Here is a 17,253-nt window from a genome sequence, read left to right as displayed (position 1 = left end):
CAGCACACCTGTGCCTACCTAACGCAACCGTCTCCTACGATTCAGCCACAACCGCGCGAATCATTATTCGCAGCGCATCTAGCATCACGGGAATAGGCAGCGACGGAACGGAAGGCTGCAGCACCGCCATCTCTGTGGAGGCTGGAAAGTGTACAAATCCGGCACGGATCGGGAACTGTCCTACTCGAATGTGATCCAGCACCCGGTACATCGTGTTGTTGCATATATACGTGCCTGCTGTATTGGATACGGCAGCCGGAATGCCTGCTGCGGACATGTCATTCACCATGGCACGTATGGGCAAGGTGGAGAACAGTCCGTCCGGACTTCCTTCCACAATCGGCTCATCCACCGGGCGCTGTCCCTGGTTATCCGCGTAGGAGCCAGGAGGAATGTCTTTGACATTAATGGCAATACGCTCCGGCGTGATGGACGTTCTGCCCTTGGCCAGTCCACAGGCGATGACCACATCGGGCCGATAGGCCTCCATCTCTGCGATCAGCAGATTTGCACATTCATTGAAGTGCACAGGCAATAGTACTGTTTTTAGCTCAGCACCCTCCATCACTTCGTTCGCAAGAGCTTCCATTAACGCTCCCGTTGGATTCACCGCATCCCCGCCAAACGGTTCAAACCCGGATATCAGAATTTTCACCATCACACGCCAACTCCTGTCTGTTTACTCCGATTTGTAACGCAAGCCCCACTGGCCCCGAATCGTGTCCATCAGCTTCATGATTTCCAAGGATTCGTCCAGTTTAATGGTATCGCTCTCCGTCCGGCCTTCCAAGATACAACGTCCCGCTTCTTCTGCCTCAAAAGCATAACCAATACATGTTCGATCATCCGTGAACTTCTCGGGCTCATCCTGACCATTCACATGCAGATAGGCTTCTTTACCCGCCAAGAATAAAGGTAGACGAATCTTGCCTTCTGTACCGTATATGACCGCTTCATTGCTGAGGTTCAGACGAATAGCAGCACTCAGTGATGCGGAACGCCCCTCGGAATAGGACAACAATACGGAAAATTGCTCGTCTACACCCGTCTTACCGATATTAGCCGTACTCCATACATGCTGAGGCTGTTCGCCAAAGATCATCGAAGCAAAGGAGATCGGGTACACCCCTGCATCGAGCAGAGCACCCCCACCCAGATCCGGGTTAAGTAAACGACCTTCCGGCTCCCAGCCGATACGGAATCCAAAGTCTGCCTGGACCAAACGGACTTCACCAATTCGCCCTTCTTCAATCCATGCTCTGGCTTGGGCAATGGGCGGTAAGAAGCGTGTCCACATGCCCTCCATCAGAAATAGCTTGCGCTCCCGCGCAGTCTCCACCAGCTGCTCCAACTGACGTGCATTCATCGTAAATGGCTTCTCACAGAGCACCGCTTTCCCTGCCTCCAGACAAGCCATCACATTCTCTTTATGTACAGGATGAGGTGTTGCCACATAGATAATATCCACCTCAGGGTCTTGCAGCATTTCATCATACGAGCCGTAAGCGCGTGCAAAACCATATTCTGCTGCAAACTTATCCGCGCTTCCCGCTGTCCGCGAACCTACCGCTGCCTTCTCCGCGTTCCCTGCATGCTCCAAATCCCTTGCGAACTGGGATGCAATCCATCCCGTGCCCATAATGCCCCAACGTACTTTGTCCCGTCCCACTACTTCTGTCATATTAAAGCCTCCCTACTGCAAATTGAGTTAAAAAGATCATGATTCAGATCAAGCCAACATGGTATCCCCTTTATTTTACCAAAAAGAAACGATCACGTCAGAAAACGTTTTCGACTACATCTGAACAGAAATAAATACATCGTTTTGCTTGACGATATGTCATATCAAACTTATGATTTAGTTAGTCGACTAACTAAAAGGATATGAACGGAGCGGAATATATGAACCCAATCCAGAATGATCGGTTAATGGGACAATTATCCGAACTTGTGAAGCTGAAACGCTACAAGGTTCATGAGAAACTTGTGAACCACCCCGAGTTATACCCAGGGCAACCCCCGTTGCTGTTCCAGCTTGAACGGGAAGATGGTCAATCCCAGAAAAAGCTGGCCGAACAACTTCAGCGCAGTCCCGCAACGGTAACGGTGATGCTCAAGCGCATGGAAACATCCGGTTATATTAGACGCGAAGCCGACCCGAAGGATCTGCGCAGTCTGCGGGTATACCTGACGGATCAGGGGCGCTCCGCGCTACAAGAATTGAGAGAAGTGGTTCAGGAGTTGGAACAGCAGGCCCAGAAAGATTTTACCCCGGAAGAATCCCGGATCATGTCTACACTCGCACAGCGTATGCTCCAAAACCTGCGTGAAGCCTGAGGCGATGCAAACTCGCAACATTGCTAACAACAACTTGCTTATGCAATTAAAACTGAGGTGATTTCCTATTGTGGACGTTAAAACGATTCTTGACCCCGTATAAGTCGGCGGCGATCCTCGCCCCGCTGCTCATGGTACTTGAGGTTGCCATGGACCTGCTCCAGCCCAAGCTGATGTCCAGTATCGTAGATAATGGTGTGCTTGCAGGGAACCTGTCCCATATCGTAACTACAGGTCTGACCATGCTACTTGTTGCGTTAATCGGCTGGGTCGGCGGCGCAGGCTGTACACTCTATTCAAGCAAAGCTGCCGTTGGATACGGCACGGATCTCCGCCAGGAGTTGTTTGACCACATTCAGACCTTCTCCTTCCGTAATCTCGATACGTTCCAGGAAGGATCTCTGATTACTCGTCTAACCAGTGATATTACCCAGATGCAGACCTTTGTGCAGATGCTGCTGCGGATGTTTATCCGTTCGCCGATGCTGATCATCGGTAGTATCATCATGGCGTTTACGATCAGTGTGAAACTGGCTTTGATTCTTATTGCGACTGTTCCGGTCCTGTTTATTATTTTATTTATCCTGATAAAAGCGTCCTATCCACTGTTCGCCAGCGTGCAGAGTAAGCTTGATCAGGTCAACGCTGTTCTTCAGGAGAATCTTGCCGGCATCCGTGTCGTCAAGGCATTTGCACGTGCGCGTCTGGAGAAAAAACGGTTCAAACATTCCAATGAAGATTACACCTCAACTGCCGTGAAAGCATGGCGGATCGTCACACTGAATGCACCCGTACTTAGCCTCATGCTGAATGCTACCATTGTAGCGGTGCTGTGGTTCGGAGGTTTCCAGGTAGTGGGAGGCGATATTGCCGCCGGGGATCTGATTGCTTTTATCAACTATGTCACGGTTGTACTCTCGTCCCTCACGTCGATTGGCATGATGATGATGAGCTTCTCCCGTGCCAAGGTATCTGCTGCCCGGATCAACGAGGTGCTACATACACAGCCGGATATTCAATCGGGAACGGATAAATCCGAGAATGTACAGTCACACCAGATTAACCTTGATCCTTCTCCATACCAACCGTCTCTCTTTCCCTCACACGCTACGGGTCAAGTGGAGTTCAGAGACGTATATTTCCGTTATGACGGAGAACACACACTCACCGGAATTAACCTGATCGCTCGTCCCGGCGAAAAAGTGGCTTTGCTCGGTTCAACAGGATCAGGCAAAACATCGCTGGTGCAGCTGATTCCCCGTCTGTATGATGCTTCACAGGGTGAAGTGCTCGTGAATGGAGTGAACGTTCGCCACTGGGATCTTCAGGATCTTCGCAGCCGTGTATCCATTGTGCTGCAGGAATCCATCCTGTTCAGCGGCACCATCCGGGATAACATTTGCTTCGGCCGGCCTGGTGCAACGAATGCTGAATTGCGTGCTGCGGCTCAAGCTGCGGCGGCGGATGATTTTATTATGAAACTGAAGGATGGCTATGACACGGAGCTGGGTCAGCGCGGGGTCAATCTGTCCGGTGGACAGAAACAGCGTATATCCATTGCACGCGCCCTGCTCATGCGGCCGGAAGTGCTGATTCTGGATGATAGCACCAGTGCGGTCGATCTGCGTACGGAAGCCAGCATTCAGAAGGCTTTGCAGTCCTTGATGAAAGACAGCACGACCTTCTTGATTGCACAGCGTATCTCTTCCGTGAGGGATGCCGACTGCATATATGTCATTGATGAAGGGCAGATTGTTGCCAGCGGTACACATGATCATCTCATGGCTCATTCATCACACTATCAAGCCATCTATTATTCGCAGCAACGGAAGGAGGATGTTCAATTTGGCTAAACCTGCATCTTCCTCCCCTCAGCAAACCGTCGTGCCTCCGATTGGAAGACCCGGACCAGCGGGCAGAGGACCTGTCCCCAAAGTCAGAGCCAAAAATGCTCGCCATGCCTTAATTCGGGTATGGTCCTACATGGGGCGTCATCGCAAAGGAGTTATTGCTGCATTGGTGCTGACTGCTCTCGGAACACTGCTCAATCTGGCAGGACCTTACCTTCTCGGACGTGCCGTTAACGAACATATCGTTCCCAAAGTAACAGCGGGCTTGCTGAAGGAATGTCTCCTCTTGCTGAGTGTTTATGTCTTTGGCTCGCTCCTGATGTGGGCTCAATCCTATGTCATGATTGGTGTGTCCCAACTGACCGTTAAGGATCTGCGACATGCGTTATTCTCGCGGCTACAAGAGCTGCCAGTAAGCTTTTTCGATAAAAATCAAAGCGGGGACCTGATGAGCCGGGCCACCAATGATATCGATAATGTATCCACAACGCTGAATCAAAGTGTAACCCAATTGATGTCCAGTGCCATCCTGCTCGTCGGCTCCTTGTTGATCATGTTTGCGCTCGATGTTCGCCTTACATTGCTCAGTCTGGTGACGGTACCCTTAATCACCATCGCCACTCGCCTGATCGCTTCGAGAACCCGCAAACACTTCACTGCCCAGCAGAAGTTACTTGGTGAACTTAATGGATATGCTCAGGAGACCATTGCTGGACAGAAAGTCGTGGCGGCCTATAACCGACAGGATCAGGCACATCAACATTTCAAGAACCTGAACGAGAAACTGCGCACATCCAGCACACAAGCCCAGACCGTTTCGGGTCTGGTAGGCCCTACAATGAACGTGATGAATAATATCGGGTTTGCCATACTCGCTTCCGTAGGGGGATGGATGGCTTATCATGATCTGACGTCTATCGGACTAATCGTCAGTTTTCTCGCATACTCCCGCCAGATTGAACGGCCGCTCAACGATCTGGCCAATCAATACAATTTGATTCAGGCTGCCATTGCAGGTGCTGAACGCGTGTTTCACATCATGGATAAACCTGGTGAGTATGTGGAGGAACAGAAGAAACAGCTGGATCAGATTCAGGGTAAAGTCGTATTTGAAGACGTCTCCTTCGGGTACAGTGCCGAGAGAGATATTCTGAAGAAGGTCAGCTTTACCGCCAAACCTGGCGAGATGATTGCACTTGTTGGACCGACCGGTGCAGGTAAAACGACCATTATCAACTTGTTACCTCGTTTCTACGAGATTACAGGCGGACGGATTACCATCGATGGATATGACATCTCGGAACTGGAGAAGGACCCGTTACGGCGGCAACTCGGCATTGTGCTTCAAGATGCCTACCTGTTCTCGGGTACCATTCGCGATAATCTTGCCTACGGCAAGCCGGATGCAACCGATGAACAGATCAGGCAAGCAGCTATACTTGCGAATGCACATTCGTTCATTCGCAAACTGTCGCAGGGCTACGATACGCCCATCATTTCCGGGGGAAGCAATCTGAGTCAGGGACAGCGGCAACTGTTAACCATTGCCCGGGCAATTCTTGCTGATCCGGCCATTCTTATTCTGGATGAAGCAACAAGCAGTATCGATACTCGCACGGAGATGCAGATTCAGGAAGCGATGCGCACGTTGATGAAAAACCGTACCAGCTTTGTCATCGCCCACAGGCTTAGCACGATACGTGAAGCCGATCAGATTCTCGTCATTGATGATGGACAGATCGCTGAACGGGGAAGCCATGACGAGTTGATGCAGCAACAAGGATTCTACTATCAGTTACATCAGGGACAGGTCCAAATGAAAAACTCCGCACCGGACGAGATTTGAGGACGTCCTCTCGCTTGCGGCTAGAGCAAAGAATGGGCGAACGTTAACGAATCTGAGGCTTCTTAATCAAGGGTTTGAAGCATGTTCCTTAGAAAATCATCTACTATACGCTCGAATCATAAACTAAACGCCGCATGGGGTTCTCCAGGACCCATGCGGCGTTTTTTTGATAAGTGAATATGTTGCTGCTATTTCTGAGTCTGTTATACAAGTTACGTCTCCATTGGCAGATGAAGCGTGAAGGTGGAACCAATCCCCAGTTCGCTATGAACGGTAATTTTCCCGTTATGATCTTGGGCGATCTTCTGACAGAGAGCCAGTCCGAGCCCTGTGCCTTCTTCTTTAGTCGTATAAAATGGATTAAAGATCGTAGAAAGCGAATTTTCCGGAATGCCACTTCCCGTGTCTGTAATCGAGATGAGTACGGCGTCCCCGTCCTGCAACAGATCCATATGAACCTCACCGGGGTCTGTCATCGCTTCAAAAGCGTTGCGAATCAGATTGATTAATACCTGCACAATCTTATCCCGATCCATGTTGACCACGACTGGCTCACTAGTCATTTCAAGCGTAATTCGATGTCCTCGGGATGCTGCATCCGACTCGGTCAGCGACATGACTCGTTCAAGGCAGTGTCCGAGCTTTTCGGGCTTCATATGATTGGCTTGTGGTTTGGAAAACTGTAAAAATTCAGCCGTCAGATCGGTTACCCTCGTTACCTCACCCATAATCACTTCATACCAAGGCGCGATATTGTATGCTTGTCCACGTGACAGTTGCAGGAATCCCCGAATGGCGGTGAGCGGGTTCCGGATTTCGTGAGCCATACCAGCGGCCAATTCACCTACGGCCCTTAACCTTTCGGAACGGAATACTTCTTCTTCTTTTTTCAGCCATTTACTCCGCTGCTGTTGAAGCAACCTGTCCTCAGCAACCGTCATGAATTGCTGCAATGTCTCAGACATTTCCGGGTACAACGAGATGCTATAACTTACTTGCAACTCCTGGAGCTGATCTGATAGCAAAAATGTCATTCGTTCTTCAATATTCTGTATTTCTGGTATAACAACCGCAAAACGGTCTCCCGCATACCGGGATATACCATAGGCCTCCGGGAACTGATTGGTAATGATTTTGCCTGTACCCGTAATTACTGAACACCAGGGATCTTCTGACTCTTTCTTAAATCCGCTAAAATTATTGACATTCAAAAGAACAAGCAAAAAGGAACGTTGTTCCTCCACCGTCTTCCGCAGCACCTCCATATAACCTTCATAGTTCAATAGTCCGGTTAGTGGATCATGAAGGGTAAGAAACCGGTTCTTCTCTCGAAGTCTGCGCTTCTCGACCTCACTGTTAATCAAGGTATGATACAAGAAAATAATGACAACCGAGGTTAACAGATCGAATAACGAAACCAGCAAAGTATATGTATCTATAGGCACGTAGGAGAGCCGAATCACAGTATATTGCAGCATGAACAGTAGTGAGATCGGTAATGTTTGTACCACACGTTGTTTGTCCTGAATCATTGTAATGATCAGCATATAATACAGCATGTTGCACCAGTTCAGTTGACTGAAGTAATGGAATATTCCGAGAAAAATCCAATGAACATTTCGCAGCACAGGATATCTTTTCTCCCCATAGATACTTGCAATCAACAGGGCACCCGAAATCAACAATAATGCCAGATTAGGCGTAAGCTTTAAAACATAAGAGGACAAAATGACAAGCAGACAGCCCAGCGGGAATATCACCATTTTCATCGTGTAACTTAGCAAATAGCCTCGCCCCCTTTGACAAAACTCACATCTAACAACTTTATGTACATGTATTATATCGATTATGATTAGCTGATGTTGTCGATTAATGGAGGATCGTCAAATTCGCACGAATGTATAATTTATGAAGGCAATAGGACATATGCATGAATTGTAATCGAAAAAGTAAAAGAATTCCTCTACGCATGGATCACTATTATGCTACAATACATTTATGGATTAATTTAGGATAAAATCTCGGTTATGGAGGTAATTGCATGACAACACAACGAAAACCACTGGGCCTCGGAACGCTCTCTCTACTCGTACTGTTGATGGGTCTCGCCTTTAACTTCCAATGGGGCAAAACAAATTTTATGATCAGCCATTACCTGTTCAACTTAATAAACATGCCTATCTATAGCAACGGAACTCAAGGACTCCACATCCCCTTTGTAGTCGCAGCCCTCTTCTGGATTCCGACCTTCTGGATAGCCCAAAAAAATCGTTCACATTATGGTACAAGTGTTGCCCGTAATGTGGCCGCATTTATGCTGGTATTTTGTATTATTGGCCCTATAATTACTGTTGTAGATTGGTTTGTAAATGCATAACGCTTAAAGCCAGCTCTCTATATCCCGAGGGCTGGCTTCTTTGCTGCTTTTCCATATAAGATGAACAAATTATTTACACGATAACGTAGAGTGCAGAACCAATCTGAAGAAGCGGAGCTAAAAGCTTTCTGAAAGAAAGCTACTTCGGAAGCATACACCTCGCCTTTATCACCGGATTTTCACTTCTTTAGAAGGGAATCAAAAAATCCGGGGATAACAGCGATCGGAAGATGGTACTGCACTCGGAGTGCAACGGTGTAACCTTTTCACGTTCATCTCATATCCTTTTTATTTCTTCGCCATATACTTACGGATATCAAAAGCCACCGCAGCAACAATGATCAATCCTTTGATAATCAACTGCCAGTATGGGCTCACACCAATAAACGTCAGACCATAGTTAATGACCCCGAAGATCAGTACCCCCGCCATAACACCAGGCACCGTTCCAATACCACCAGCCGTTGATACACCGCCTACCACACATGCAGCAATCGCATCCAGCTCATACATGTTACCGTAATTGTTCGTAGCTCCACCTGTCCGAGCTGCTTCAAGTACACCACCCAGACCATACAACGCACCCGCAATGGCATACAGGGCAACCAGATTACGTGCAACATGAATCCCGGATACATGCGCTGCCTGAATGTTACCACCAATCGCGTACATGTTTTTGCCGAGACGGGTTTTGTTAAAGATCACCCAGCAGATTAACGCCACCGCAATAGCAATCAGGACGATATACGGAATGGAATATCCACCGCCCAGATCAATGTATCCAGAACCAATGACGGTGAAGTCGGGTCTCAATCCTCCGATTGGCTGCGACTGATTGGGTTCCGTATCAAAATAAATGGAGTTTAGTCCGTACACGGCAACCATCGTACCCAGCGTTGCGATAAAAGGAGGCACATGCAATTTGGCGATAATGAGGCCATTCACCAATCCCACGAACAGGCCAACTGTGATTCCAACCAGAATCGGCAATAACACCGGCAGATGTGGCAGATCAGGGAAGAAGCGGTTCGCATACTCGTCAATCTGAAGCATGGAGGCCGATACGACAGCCGTCAGCCCGACAACCCGACCAGCGGACAGATCGACCCCTCCTGTAACCAGGATGAAGGCTGCACCGAGTGCAATAATGGCTCTTGTGGAGGACTGCTGTAAAATATCCCGTAGTGTGGAGAATGCAAGGAAGTTTGGATCAGCGATGGCAATACCAATAATGAGCAGAATCAGTACGATAAAGATGGCTCGCTGTGTTACATATTGTTTCACTTGATTGATTACCTGTGTATTCATCTGTTTCCCTCCTGACTAAGCCATCCGCTGCTGCGCGGCCAGCCTCATAATATCCTGCTCAGTTGCCTCGGCTCCGTCCACGATTCCGGTGAGACGTCCTTCGCTCATCACCATGATGCGATCCGACATGCCCAGAAGCTCAGGCATCTCTGAGCTAATCATGATAATGCTTTTGCCCTGACGAGCCAGTTCCGTAATAATGGTGTAAATCTCAAACTTGGCCCCTACATCGATTCCACGCGTCGGTTCGTCCAGCAGCAGAATCTCCGGGTCGGTCAGCAACCAGCGAGCCAGTAGAACTTTCTGTTGATTACCACCGGACAGGTTTCGAATTAGCGTGTTAACCGAAGGCGTTTTGGTTCTAAACTTCTCTGTCTGCTCCCTTGCTTCCTCGCGGCCCTTTTTCTCATTCAACAAACCTATGCGATTTTTGTAACGGCCAAGACTTGCGATAATGGTATTCTCATACACCGACAACACAGGAAATATCCCTGTCACCCTTCGTTCTTCCGTGAGCAACGCAATGTTGTGACGCTTTGCGGCAGCGGGAGAATTAATCTTTACTCTGCGTCCATGGATCGAAATCTGACCTGAAGCGAGACCGCGCAGTCCGAACAAAGACTCAATCAATTCTGTCCGCTGTGCTCCAACCAGGCCGCCAATGCCAAGCACTTCGCCTTTTCGCAGCTCAAAGGATACGTCCCGAAACGATTTCGACTGATTCGATGTCAGACCCTCTGCCTTCAGAATGACTTCACCGGGTACATTCGTCCGTTCCGGGAATCGTTCGTCCATGTCACGACCCACCATGCGTGTGATGATCAGATCTGTTGTTAAATCCGCGGCGTCCCATGTACCTACAACGAAGCCATCACGCATGATCGTGACTTCATCCGAGATCGTCAGGATCTCCTCCATTTTGTGGGAAATGTAGATAATGGATACGCCGCGACTGCGTAGTTCATTAATAATGGCGAAGAGTTGGTCCACTTCCTTGCCTGTCAGGGAAGAAGTAGGCTCATCCATGACGATGACTTTGGATTGAAAAGAGACCGCCTTGGCGATTTCCATCGATTGAATCTTGGAGACAGACAATGTTCCAGCTTGAGCCTTCGGATCAATATCCAGGTTCAAGTCCTTGAACAGAGCCAGTGTATCGGTATACATCCGTTTCTCGTCCACCAGTATTCCCCTCATCGGAAAACGACCCAGCCAGATATTCTCCATCACCGGACGATGCGGGACCGGATTCAGCTCCTGATGAATCATGGATATCCCTTGCTGAAGTGCAGCTTTGGAATTGGGAATATCCACGTCCCTTCCTTCGATGCGTATCGTTCCTTCATCTGGTCGATACATGCCGAACAGACATTTCATCAGCGTAGATTTGCCCGCTCCATTCTCTCCCATCAAGGCGTGAACCGTTCCCGGCTTCACCTTCAAGGTCACTTGACTTAGTGCCTGCACACCCGGAAATGCTTTGGAAACTCCATTCATCTCCAGCAGGTAAGGTGATTCCATCTTGTATCCTCCCCTTCCATATGACCGGCAAAAAAAGGGACGCTACCCGAATGACGGACGTCCCTGTCTACTGCTGTTATTGGGCGTCGGCGATGTTGTCTTTCGTAATTTTTTTGTATGCAATCCAGACGTATTTCCCATCTGTAATGTCGTATTTGGTATTTTCCTTCGTTGGTGTCTCCCCTTTGGCAAGGACAGAAGCCAGAGCAACCGTGGCAGCACCCTGATTCTTGGCATCATTAAGTACCGTGCCCAGCATCGTACCATCCTGTAGAGCCTGAATGGCAGGAGCTGTTGCATCCACACCTACCACCGGCATTAATTTGCCATCCTTGAAGTATCCGGCTGCTTTCAATGCCTCAATGGCTCCAAGCGCCATGTCATCATTGTTTGCGAGAACGGCTTCAATCTTGTCGCCATGGGAAGCAAGGAATGCCTGCATTTTCTCCTGACCTTTCACGCGGTCCCACATCGCCGTGTCTTCCGCCAGTGCTTCCACTTCGATACCGGCATCCTGGATCGCCTGAACCGAATATTTGGTTCGAAGCTCTGCATCCTGGTGGCCCGGTTCCCCTTTCAGCATGACGTATTGCAGTTTGCCATCGCCATTTTTGTCTGCTTCCGGATGTGCTTTCCAGTAATCCACAATCAGCTGTCCGGAGATCGTACCAGACTCTTCCGCTTTAGCTCCGACATAGTACACTTTATCCCACTTGTTCATGTCTTCCGCTACCGGCTCACGGTTGAGAAACACGACTGGAATGTTCGCTGCCTTGGCCTTGTCAATGATGACGCCCGCCGCTGTGCGGTCTACCGGATTCACAGCCATTGCATTATATTTCTTGGATACAAATAGATCGACTTTCTCATTCTGAGTGGGCTGTGCATTCTGACTATCCACGATATCCAAGGTTGCAATACCTTCCGCTGCTGCGTTCATCGCATTACGTACACCGGTCATGAACGTATCATCGAATTTGTAGATAGCGACACCAATCTTCGGTGTTTCCGTCCCAGCTGCTGTCTGACCGCCTGTATCTGTTCCCGTACTTCCACCTGCACTGTCTCCGCCGCTGCTACAACCCGCCGCCACAACCATACATGCCGTAATCAACAGTGTCATCCATGTCTTCTTCATATCCTAATGACCTCCCCCAAGTTCATTCGGCTTCACCGATGTCTTTATTATGAAAGGGTTTACATTAAATTCGAATACAATATCTTCACCTGTTCTATCGAAATCTTCCTCAAGTTAAGAAATGGATTCATTTCATCATTCCGTATTCGTCATTGTACAAAAGGAAACAGCAGCTTCTGGTTATCCATCCAGAACATATTGTCGGTACTAACCAGCTTCGTCTCAAGTAACACTCTCGCCTGCACCTGTTGATTGTTCAGCCGCGCAACCGCTTGATTCAGTCCCAGGTAACCTGCACTGTATCCATTCTGGACGATGAGATGCTCAAAGACCCCTTCCTGAAGCTGCTCCAATTGCTGTTGTTCACTGCCGAATCCAACAATCCTTATCTTATCCGCAGACTTGCGTCGATTCAGTTCATCGGCTGCTCCCAGAGAAGCCGGTTCTTGAAGGGCAATGAAGCCATCTACCTGCTGTTGGTCCAGCAGCTGCTTCGACGCCTGCCAACACCCGTCCCGGGTATTGCATACCGATTTGGGTTCCACTTGGATGTCAGGATACTGTTCCAGGACTTCCATCACACCCTGCTCTCTGTGAATCAGACCGGAATTAAGAGGATCTGGACCCAATAAAGCCACATGCCCTCGTCCTTCCAGCAGCTCCGCCATGGCCCGCCCTGCTTGCCGTCCAGCCTCCACATTATCCATGGAGATGACACTGGTGATGCCTTTCACGGGAAATTCATCGTTAAGCACAATGACAGGAACAATGGCTCCATCGGAATTCGTTGCCTGCGCCTCCTGAATAATGTCGCTGAGCGCCGTCTCGCTCAGGGGATCAACTAACAGAGCTGATGCTCCCTGCTTCAGAGCCAAGGCGGCGGCTTCCACCTGAGCCTGCTCTCGCGCACTACGAGACAACGTTCGGCGGTCTGCATGGGCCTGCTTAAGCTGTATCTGACTGCCAACGGAGTCTGGAATGGAGGGCGTGTACACATTACCGTCGGAAGGGTAGGCTTCCACGGTCATTAGTTCTGCCCCGCTCTCTTTGGCAGCCGCCTCGGCACCAAGCCGGATGGCTTCCGCAAGTTCCCCTGTCCCAGCTGGCGTAATTAGCGCGATACGTGGCGGTAATGTACGGTCATCGGGACTCGGTATGCCACAGGCTGCACATATTAGCAGACAGCAGCTTGCAGCTGTCAGGAATACCAACCTACGTTTCCGAATTCGCCGGAAGCTCGCATGGGCATCGTTCCTATTCACTTGGCTGTCGATCATCAGGCTCGCCCTCCTTCTGCTGCAATTGAATGGGAATCCGCATCCAGACCGTGGTGCCTTCTTCCAACTCACTTGCAAATTCAAGGCCATATGCCTCCCCGTAATAGAGCCGAATTCGATCATGTACGTTGCGGACAGCTACACCTGATCCTGCACCGCTTTTGACAACCGGACTACCACTTAATAATCCCGACATCTGCTCTTCCGTCATGCCAACCCCATTATCTGTAATACGAAACACCAGCTTGTTATCCTCACGATAGACATCAACCTCAATACATCCCTCATCCATGTGGTACTCGATGCCATGAACAATGGCATTCTCAATCAAGGGCTGAAGCACCAGCTTCAATGTCAGGCAATCCAGAAGTGTATCATCGGCCTTAATCGTGAAGTTGAATTTGCGCTTGAATCTCATCTGCTGAATCGTCAAATAATGCTGCGCATGCTCCAGCTCTTCCCTGATCGTTATAATTGTTTTGCCTTGACTCAGACTGATGCGGAACAGGCGCGAGAGTGACGTGATCATCGTAATCACTTCCTCATTACGGCTCATGCCTACCATGCGCACCACAGAATTCAGGGTGTTGTATAGGAAATGTGGATTAATCTGAGCCTGCAAAGCCTCCAGCTCCAGACGCCGCTTCTGCTCCTGTTCATGGATGATCTCATCCATTAGGGTTCGGATTTTATTGACCATCAGATTAAAGCGACGGGATAGACGTTCCACCTCCAGCGGTCCTTCAATAGGCAACTCTACGTTAAAATCCCCACGCTCTACGGCCTTCATCTTACGTTCCATTCGCCGGATTGGGCGAGTCAGACTGGAGGATAGAAACAGGGACACGATAATAACCAATACCAGGACAACGACCAGGACACGAATGAGATATCCGTTCACTTCCTGACGGGTGGTCATAATCTCATCCAGATAGGCCACACCCACGATTTTCCACCCAATATTGGCAACGGACTTCACGGTATTCAACCTTTTCTGCCCATCTGCCTCATCTTCATAACTGCCGGTAGCCACCAAAGCCTGTTCGATATTCTCACTTTTGAGTCCCATATACATCAATTGCTGCTGCGGATGGTACACAATATTGCCTGCGCTCTCATCAATGATATACACATATCCCCGTTGTCCCAGACTGACCCTGCGGCTCAGTTCATCCATCTGTTTGAAATTGATATCGACCAGCAGGATGATCTGTCGGTCCTGACCATTTTGCCGTATGGTTATGCCTTTGCTCATGGAAACGACCCATTTGTATGGGCCTGTGTACATGTTCTGAATATGAGGTAACGAGAAACTAAGATGATCTGGCACGCGGAGCGCAGACTGAAACCACCCTTGCTGTGTCACATGGGCACTGGTTTTTAATTCAGCTGTAGGTCTGTTCTTCAGCAATTGCCCCTTGGAATCAAGCAGCGTTATGGAGATGATATCCTCACGACTGCTGAGCAGTGTGTCGAGCTGTTTATCCACCTGCTCCCCTTCCCATGTCCCGTCACGCAGCATGTGTTCCTCAATGGCACGGTACAGATGCGACATGCTGCGGACGTAATCCTCCAGATTATAGCTAACCTGATCCACAATCTGTCTCGTCGTCAGTTCCGCACTTCGCTCGGCAGCCTGGGTGAACTTGTCATGCAGAAGCAACGCCATGATGGTCAGCACCAAGACGATGAAGACGGAGAAGGACCATGTAATAATAAACCGGATACTGCTGACCCTGGATGAACGCAGACGAGAGCGTAACTGAAGTCCGATAGACTTCACCCATCTGACAACTGATCTCATCGGATTGAACCTTCACTAGCTGCCAGAGAAGCCTGTTTACGATATTCTTTGGGTGAGACACCGATATGTTTCTTGAAACAAAAACTGAAATAATTCGGTTCGGCGAAGCCAACCTGCTCCGCAATCTGAAACGACTTCAGCTCTGTGGAGCGAAGCAGTTCCCGGGCTGCCTCCATCCGGATCTGCATCAGGTATTGCAGGAAGGTGAGCTGTACTTCTTTTTTGAAAATGCCACAAAAATAACCGGAGCTGATGTGCAGATGTCCGCACACTTTCTGAATGGACAGATCCGGGTCAGCATAATGCTCTTTCGTGAAGACTAACGCCTGTTCGACAATATCCTTATATACATGCTGGCGTCCGCTCGCAATGCGATGTTGTACAAGCAGACAGACCTCCCGCACCTTCCTCTGTGCCTCAGCAAGTCCCGGTAATCGGAACAGATCCGCATATAATTGGAACCCTGCACCGAAGATATCTTCCATCTCTTCTCCTGATGCCTGCGCTGCCTTCCATACCGTCGTTAACACTTCAATCAGATACAGTTGAATATCACTTCGACTATGTTCGACCGTAATTTCCCGGAAAATGATCTCTAGCACTTCCTCCAGCTCCGCCTGCGTACCTGCCTTCAGACAACGTGTCAGCGTCTGCTGCTTCAACTCGTCAAACCGCAGCTTGCCAGCCGTCTGACGCTCCACATCCGCAATATATATAATAGAATCTGTTCCGGGTACAAGACGGTAATCCAGTGCCAGCATGGCATCTTCATAGGCATGATTCACATCCGCAAGTGTATTCACGATCTGCCCAGATCCCACTGTCGCCGGGATGCGCAAGTAGTGGTTGATGCTTCGCATGACATTTTCCAATGCCTTCTGTTGTCGCTTCGCTCCATCTGTACCGCCCCACCGATCCACATAGAGCAGGACGATCGTCTCCTGATGCATAAACGCATGACCAGCGCCGTGTTCCGCCCATACTTCTGCCGCAATGTTAAGTGCAGCAAACCGTTTCAGTTCAGCATCTTCGTCCATGTGCAGTGTCAATACAGATACGCCATAGCGTTCTCCTGTCAGATCCAACCCACATTGTTTGGCTTTACTATGAATGTATGTGGAGGACTTCTGACGATGGAGCAAGGTCGCCATCAGATCTGCCTGTAGTAACGGCAAGCTGGTATGATAATGCTCACGCAGCTGCTGTACATCTTCACGCTCAGCTACTTCTGCCGCCATCTGGGCACGCAGCCTTGTCAGCAATTCGGTGAGATGTCCTGCCGAGAATGGTTTCAGCAGATATTCATCCACACTTAGCGAGATGGCTTGCCGGGCATAATCAAATTCATCATATCCGGTCAAAATGACCACTTTCACGAGTGGATTTCGCTTCCGCAATCTTTGTGCGAGTTCCAAACCATTCATGAACGGCATGCTGATATCGGTCACCACAATGTCCGGCTCTACCCGCTCCGCCATCTCCAATGCTTCCCGCCCATTTTCAGCCAAACCGACAATCCGCAGATCGAGCGCTTCCCAATCGACCTCCACCACTAACCCTTCGCGCACATCTTCTTCATCATCCACCAGCAGTACCCGGTACACGTGCGGATTCCTCCCTTTTATATGACGGGCCCAACACCCGATTAATAATATAGATCTCAGCTTTTGCATCATTTGATATTCATCGCTCACGGGTCTTATGCAAAATGCTCATGTTGATACGTTCCAGGGTTGCCATCATAATATACAATATTATCGGGATTATGTAATCGCTTTCTTCATTAGAGGTAAGG

Annotated in this window: 13 protein-coding genes; 4 read left to right on the top strand and 9 right to left on the bottom strand. The window is 49.2% G+C overall.

What is annotated here, in order from left to right; translation table 11 throughout:
- Positions 1-34: 34 nt before the first annotated feature.
- Positions 35-658: a pyroglutamyl-peptidase I gene (locus tag WFI24_RS04520; RefSeq protein WP_336759102.1), complete on the bottom strand. Its 624-nt coding sequence runs from the start codon at positions 656-658 to the stop codon at positions 35-37.
- A gap of 21 nt (positions 659-679) precedes the next feature.
- A complete protein-coding gene (locus tag WFI24_RS04515) occupies positions 680-1,681 on the bottom strand; it encodes a Gfo/Idh/MocA family protein (RefSeq protein WP_336759100.1) in 1,002 nt (333 codons plus the stop codon).
- Between the two features lie 221 nt (positions 1,682-1,902).
- On the opposite strand from WFI24_RS04515, the gene WFI24_RS04510 reads away from it, so the two are divergent.
- From WFI24_RS04510 to WFI24_RS04500, 3 genes are all read left to right on the top strand, one after another.
- Positions 1,903-2,337 carry a MarR family winged helix-turn-helix transcriptional regulator gene (locus WFI24_RS04510; RefSeq protein WP_336759098.1) on the top strand — a complete coding sequence of 145 codons (435 nt, stop codon included), beginning with the start codon at positions 1,903-1,905 and terminating at the stop codon, positions 2,335-2,337.
- A gap of 68 nt (positions 2,338-2,405) precedes the next feature.
- Positions 2,406-4,190 carry an ABC transporter ATP-binding protein gene (locus WFI24_RS04505; protein WP_336759097.1) on the top strand — a complete coding sequence of 595 codons (1,785 nt, stop codon included), beginning with the start codon at positions 2,406-2,408 and terminating at the stop codon, positions 4,188-4,190.
- Positions 4,183-6,033 carry an ABC transporter ATP-binding protein gene (locus WFI24_RS04500; protein WP_336759095.1) on the top strand — a complete coding sequence of 617 codons (1,851 nt, stop codon included), beginning with the start codon at positions 4,183-4,185 and terminating at the stop codon, positions 6,031-6,033. Before WFI24_RS04505 ends, WFI24_RS04500 begins: the two co-directional genes overlap by 8 nt.
- A 212-nt stretch (positions 6,034-6,245) precedes the next feature.
- Here the strand turns inward: WFI24_RS04500 and WFI24_RS04495 are convergent, their stop codons facing one another.
- Positions 6,246-7,817: an ATP-binding protein gene (locus WFI24_RS04495; protein WP_336759093.1), complete on the bottom strand. Its 1,572-nt coding sequence runs from the start codon at positions 7,815-7,817 to the stop codon at positions 6,246-6,248.
- A gap of 257 nt (positions 7,818-8,074) precedes the next feature.
- On the opposite strand from WFI24_RS04495, the gene WFI24_RS04490 reads away from it, so the two are divergent.
- Positions 8,075-8,410: a hypothetical protein gene (locus tag WFI24_RS04490; RefSeq protein ID WP_336759091.1), complete on the top strand. Its 336-nt coding sequence runs from the start codon at positions 8,075-8,077 to the stop codon at positions 8,408-8,410.
- A 288-nt stretch (positions 8,411-8,698) separates the two neighbouring features.
- On the opposite strand, the gene mglC is transcribed toward WFI24_RS04490, so the two are convergent.
- From mglC to WFI24_RS04460, 6 genes are all read right to left on the bottom strand, one after another.
- Entirely contained in the window at positions 8,699-9,718 is a 1,020-nt protein-coding gene (mglC, locus tag WFI24_RS04485) for a galactose/methyl galactoside ABC transporter permease MglC (RefSeq protein ID WP_145320916.1), read from the bottom strand.
- A 15-nt stretch (positions 9,719-9,733) separates the two neighbouring features.
- Positions 9,734-11,239 carry a sugar ABC transporter ATP-binding protein gene (locus tag WFI24_RS04480; RefSeq protein ID WP_145320918.1) on the bottom strand — a complete coding sequence of 502 codons (1,506 nt, stop codon included), beginning with the start codon at positions 11,237-11,239 and terminating at the stop codon, positions 9,734-9,736.
- 76 nt (positions 11,240-11,315) lie between these two features.
- Positions 11,316-12,377 carry a galactose ABC transporter substrate-binding protein gene (locus WFI24_RS04475; RefSeq protein WP_336759090.1) on the bottom strand — a complete coding sequence of 354 codons (1,062 nt, stop codon included), beginning with the start codon at positions 12,375-12,377 and terminating at the stop codon, positions 11,316-11,318.
- A gap of 149 nt (positions 12,378-12,526) precedes the next feature.
- Positions 12,527-13,654 (bottom strand): substrate-binding domain-containing protein, encoded by a 1,128-nt coding sequence (locus WFI24_RS04470; protein WP_336759089.1) that lies wholly within the window; start codon positions 13,652-13,654, stop codon positions 12,527-12,529.
- Positions 13,632-15,458 carry a cache domain-containing sensor histidine kinase gene (locus WFI24_RS04465; protein ID WP_336759087.1) on the bottom strand — a complete coding sequence of 609 codons (1,827 nt, stop codon included), beginning with the start codon at positions 15,456-15,458 and terminating at the stop codon, positions 13,632-13,634. Before WFI24_RS04465 ends, WFI24_RS04470 begins: the two co-directional genes overlap by 23 nt.
- The gene (locus tag WFI24_RS04460; RefSeq protein WP_336759085.1) at positions 15,455-17,062 is read right to left on the bottom strand and encodes a response regulator; all 1,608 of its coding nucleotides are present in this window, start codon (positions 17,060-17,062) and stop codon (positions 15,455-15,457) included. Before WFI24_RS04460 ends, WFI24_RS04465 begins: the two co-directional genes overlap by 4 nt.
- Between the last annotated feature and the right edge of the window lie 191 nt (positions 17,063-17,253).

Origin of the sequence: Paenibacillus sp. USHLN196 (assembly GCF_037144955.1) — a bacterium.
Lineage (GTDB): Bacteria > Bacillota > Bacilli > Paenibacillales > Paenibacillaceae > Paenibacillus > Paenibacillus xylanexedens_C.
This window is presented reverse-complemented; position numbering and strand designations above follow the sequence as displayed.